This window comes from Streptomyces sp. NRRL B-24085, assembly GCF_001282115.1.
GTDB lineage: Bacteria > Actinomycetota > Actinomycetes > Streptomycetales > Streptomycetaceae > Streptomyces.
Window position 1 is genome coordinate 1 of sequence record NZ_LJBR01000453.1, and the last position, 3,876, is coordinate 3,876.

Annotated in this window: 3 protein-coding genes; 1 reads left to right on the forward strand and 2 read right to left on the reverse strand. The window is 72.2% G+C overall.

Going from position 1 to position 3,876, the window contains the following annotated elements:
- A partial coding sequence (locus tag AOJ26_RS36450) for a hypothetical protein (protein WP_053852641.1) occupies positions 1-452 on the reverse strand: 452 nt, incomplete at its 3' end.
- 179 nt (positions 453-631) lie between these two features.
- On the opposite strand from AOJ26_RS36450, the gene lon reads away from it, so the two are divergent.
- Positions 632-3,046, forward strand: coding sequence for an endopeptidase La (gene lon / locus AOJ26_RS36455; protein WP_053852642.1), 2,415 nt, complete (start codon positions 632-634; stop codon positions 3,044-3,046).
- A 75-nt stretch (positions 3,047-3,121) separates the two neighbouring features.
- Here lon and AOJ26_RS36460 read toward each other — a convergent pair.
- On the reverse strand, positions 3,122-3,876 hold a 755-nt coding region (locus AOJ26_RS36460), incomplete at its 5' end, for a lysozyme (protein ID WP_053852643.1).

A 3,876-nucleotide genomic window follows, 5' to 3' on the forward strand; every position in this document is an offset into this window, starting at 1 on the left:
AAGACGGCGGTGGCGCCGGTCGGGGCGGTCTGGCCGCGCGCGGCCAGGGAGCCGTCGGGGGCGGCGAGGAGCACGCGCGTGACGCCGCCGACGGACCAGACGCGCCTCCGGTAGCCGTCGGGGGTGTTCCCGTCTCCGCCCGCGGCTCCGGCCAGCGGGACCGTCATGAGGTACCCCGGTTCCGGGTCCACCCACCAGCCCTCGCCGAGCCAGCCCCGGACGACCTCCGGGTCCTGGAACACCTTGAGCCACACCCCGGCGCCCGTCACGCCGTCCGCCACCTTGCGGACCAGCCGCTCGTCCACGTCGTCGCCCAGCGCCTCGAAGACGTGCCGCGAGACCTGCGCGAGCTGTCCCACGTCCACCGTGAACCCCCAGGGCTCGCGCTCCGGCGGGGCGGCCCCCCGGGACACGACCCAGCCGGTCACCCACGCCTGCACGACTCCGTCCACGACATCCCCCAGTAATGACCGGTGACCCTAGGTGCCTATTACGTCTCGACCCTAGGTCCAACACTGCCGATTCCGGCAGCCGTGATCGCCGACAGCGAACAGGCAAGCGGGTGGGGAACATTCGACGGCTCATGGGCATTGAGTCGGCATAGCTCAACTTGACTGCCGAAGGGGAGATCATGGCTTCGACGTCCACACCGCTCACTCTGCCTGTGCTGCCGCTCGACGACGAGGTCGTGCTGCCCGGAATGGTGGTCCCGCTGGACCTGAACGACACCGACGTCCGCGCCGCGGTCGAGGCCGCCCAGGCCGCCGCCCGCTCGGAACCCGGAAAGCCGAAGGTCCTCCTGGTGCCTCGGATCGACGGCACCTACGCGAGCACCGGTGTGCTCGGCACCGTCGAGCAGGTCGGCCGACTGGCCGACGGCGACCCGGGCGCGCTCATCCGCGGCCGGAGCAGGGTGAAGATCGGTGCGGGGACCACCGGCCCGGGCGCCGCCCTGTGGGTCGAGGGGACCACGGTCGACCAGACCGTCCCCGAACCGCTGCCCGGTCACGTCGGCGAACTGGTCAAGGAGTACAAGGCACTCGCCACCGCCTGGCTGCGCAAGCGCGGAGCCTGGCAGGTCGTGGACCGGGTGCAGGCCATCGACGACGTGTCCGCGCTCGCCGACAACTCCGGTTACTCACCGTTCCTGACCACCGAGCAGAAGGTCGAACTGCTGGAGACCGCCGACCCGGTCGCCCGCCTCAAGCTCGCCACCCAGCAACTCCGCGACCACCTCGCCGAGCAGGACGTCGCCGAGACCATCGCCAAGGACGTCCAGGAGGGCGTCGACAAGCAGCAGCGGGAGTTCCTGCTGCGCCGTCAGCTGGAAGCCGTACGCAAGGAACTGCGCGAGCTCAACGGCGAGCAGGAGGGCGAGGAGTCCGACGACTACCGCGCCCGCGTGGAGGCCGCCGACCTGCCCGAGAAGGTGCGGGAGGCCGCCCTCAAGGAGGTCGACAAGCTGGAGCGGTCCAGCGACCAGTCCCCGGAGGGCTCCTGGATCCGCACCTGGCTGGACACGGTCCTCGAACTGCCGTGGAACGAGCGGACCGAGGACGCCTACGACATCCAGGGCGCCAAGGCGGTCCTGGACGCCGAGCACGCGGGCCTGGAGGACGTGAAGGAGCGGATCACCGAGTACCTGGCGGTGCGCAAGCGCCGCAACGACCGGGGCCTGGGCGTCGTCGGCGGCCGGCGCGGCGGTGCCGTGCTCGCCCTCGTCGGGCCTCCCGGCGTCGGCAAGACCTCGCTCGGCGAGTCGGTCGCGCACGCCATGGGCCGCAAGTTCGTGCGCGTCGCCCTCGGCGGTGTGCGGGACGAGGCGGAGATCCGCGGTCACCGGCGGACGTACGTCGGCGCGCTGCCTGGCCGGATCGTACGGGCGATCAAGGAGGCCGGTTCGATGAACCCGGTCGTCCTGCTCGACGAGATCGACAAGGTGGGCTCCGACTTCCGCGGCGACCCCGCGGCCGCCCTCCTGGAGGTCCTGGACCCGGCGCAGAACCACACCTTCCGCGACCACTACCTGGAGGTCGAACTCGACCTGTCCGACGTGGTGTTCCTCGCCACGGCCAACGTCCTGGAGGCCATCCCGGAGGCCCTGCTCGACCGTATGGAGCTGGTCCGCCTCGACGGCTACACCGAGGACGAGAAGATCGTCATCGCCCGCGACCACCTGCTCCCGCGCCAGCTGGAGCGGGCGGGGCTCGCGAAGGACGAGGTCGTCATCGACGAGAGCGCGCTGCGCAAGCTCGCCGGCGAGTACACCCGCGAGGCGGGCGTGCGCACCCTGGAGCGGTCCGTCGCGAGGCTGCTGCGCAAGGTGGCGGCCCAGCACGAACTCGGCGAGCGGGAGCTGCCGTTCACCATCACGGACGCGGACCTGCGCGGTCTGATCGGCCGGCCGCACCACGTGCCCGAGTCGGCCCAGGACCCCGCGGAGCGCCGTACGGCGGTCCCGGGCGTGGCCACCGGGCTCGCGGTCACCGGAGCGGGCGGGGACGTCCTCTACGTGGAGGCGTCGCTGGCCGACCCGGAGACGGGCGCGGCGGGTCTGACGCTGACCGGCCAGCTGGGTGACGTGATGAAGGAGAGCGCGCAGATCGCCCTGAGCTTCCTGCGCTCGCACGGCGCGGAGCTCGAACTGCCCGTCGGGGACCTCAAGGACCGGGGTGTGCACATCCACTTCCCGGCGGGCGCGGTCCCCAAGGACGGGCCGAGCGCGGGCGTCACCATGACGACGGCGCTGGCGTCGCTGCTCTCCGGCCGGCTGGTCCGCACGGACGTGGCCATGACCGGTGAGGTGTCGCTGACCGGCCGGGTCCTGCCGATCGGCGGCGTGAAGCAGAAGCTGCTCGCCGCGCACCGCGCCGGGGTGACGACCGTGATCATCCCCAAGCGCAACGAGGCCGACCTGGACGACGTCCCGGCGGAGGTGCTGGACAAGCTGGACGTCCACGCCGTCACCGACGTCCGCCAGGTCCTGGAGCTGGCGCTGGCCCCGGCCACCAACGGGGCGGCGCCGGAGGTTCCGGTGGCGGCGTGACGGGCGCTGCCGGATGAGGTGGAGGCCCGGGTCCTCGTGAGGGAGGCCCGGGCCTTCGCCGTACGTCGGGGCGGGTCAGCCGTTGGCGAGGGCCTGCACCCGGTCGAGCGCGCCGTTGAAGCGGTCGTGGTCGCCGACCGTCGGGCCGGTCGAGGTGTACTGCCACATGGTGTACGTGCTCCAGCCGGCCGGGAGGGTGCCCGGCGTCGAGGCGTAGCGCGCGATCCACAGCGGGGTGGTGGCGGCGAAGCCGCCGTAGTTGCCGGTGCACTGGGTCCACCAGCTCGTGGCGGTGTAGATGACGGCCTGCCGGCCGGTGCGTGCCTTGTACTGGTTCAGGAAGTCACGGATCCAGGTGACCATCGCGCTCTGCGTCTTGCCGAAGCAGGCGTCGCCGTACGGGTTCCACTCGATGTCGAGCACCCCGGGCAGGGTCCTGCCGTCCTTGGACCAGGCGCCGCCGTGGTCGACGAAGTAGTCGGCCTGCGTCGCGCCGCTCGTGGTGTCCGGGGTGGCGAAGTGGTAGGCCCCGCGGATCATCCCGACGCCGTAGGAGCCGGTGTACTGCTGGGAGAAGTAGGGGTTCGTGTAGTACGTCCCCTCGCTCGCCTTGGTGTACGCCCACCGGACGCCGCTGTTCCACAGGGTGGTCCAGGCGACGTTGCCCTGGTAGCTGGCGACGTCGACGCCCTCCGTCTGGGTGGCGCGGGTGCCGGCGGGAAGGCCGCCCTGGCCGTCGTGCGCCACGACGCCCATCCCCATGCGGGCGGAGCCGCGGGCCGGGACGGCGGTGGCCCCGGGGGATTCCGCGGCTCCGCCCGCATGGGGAC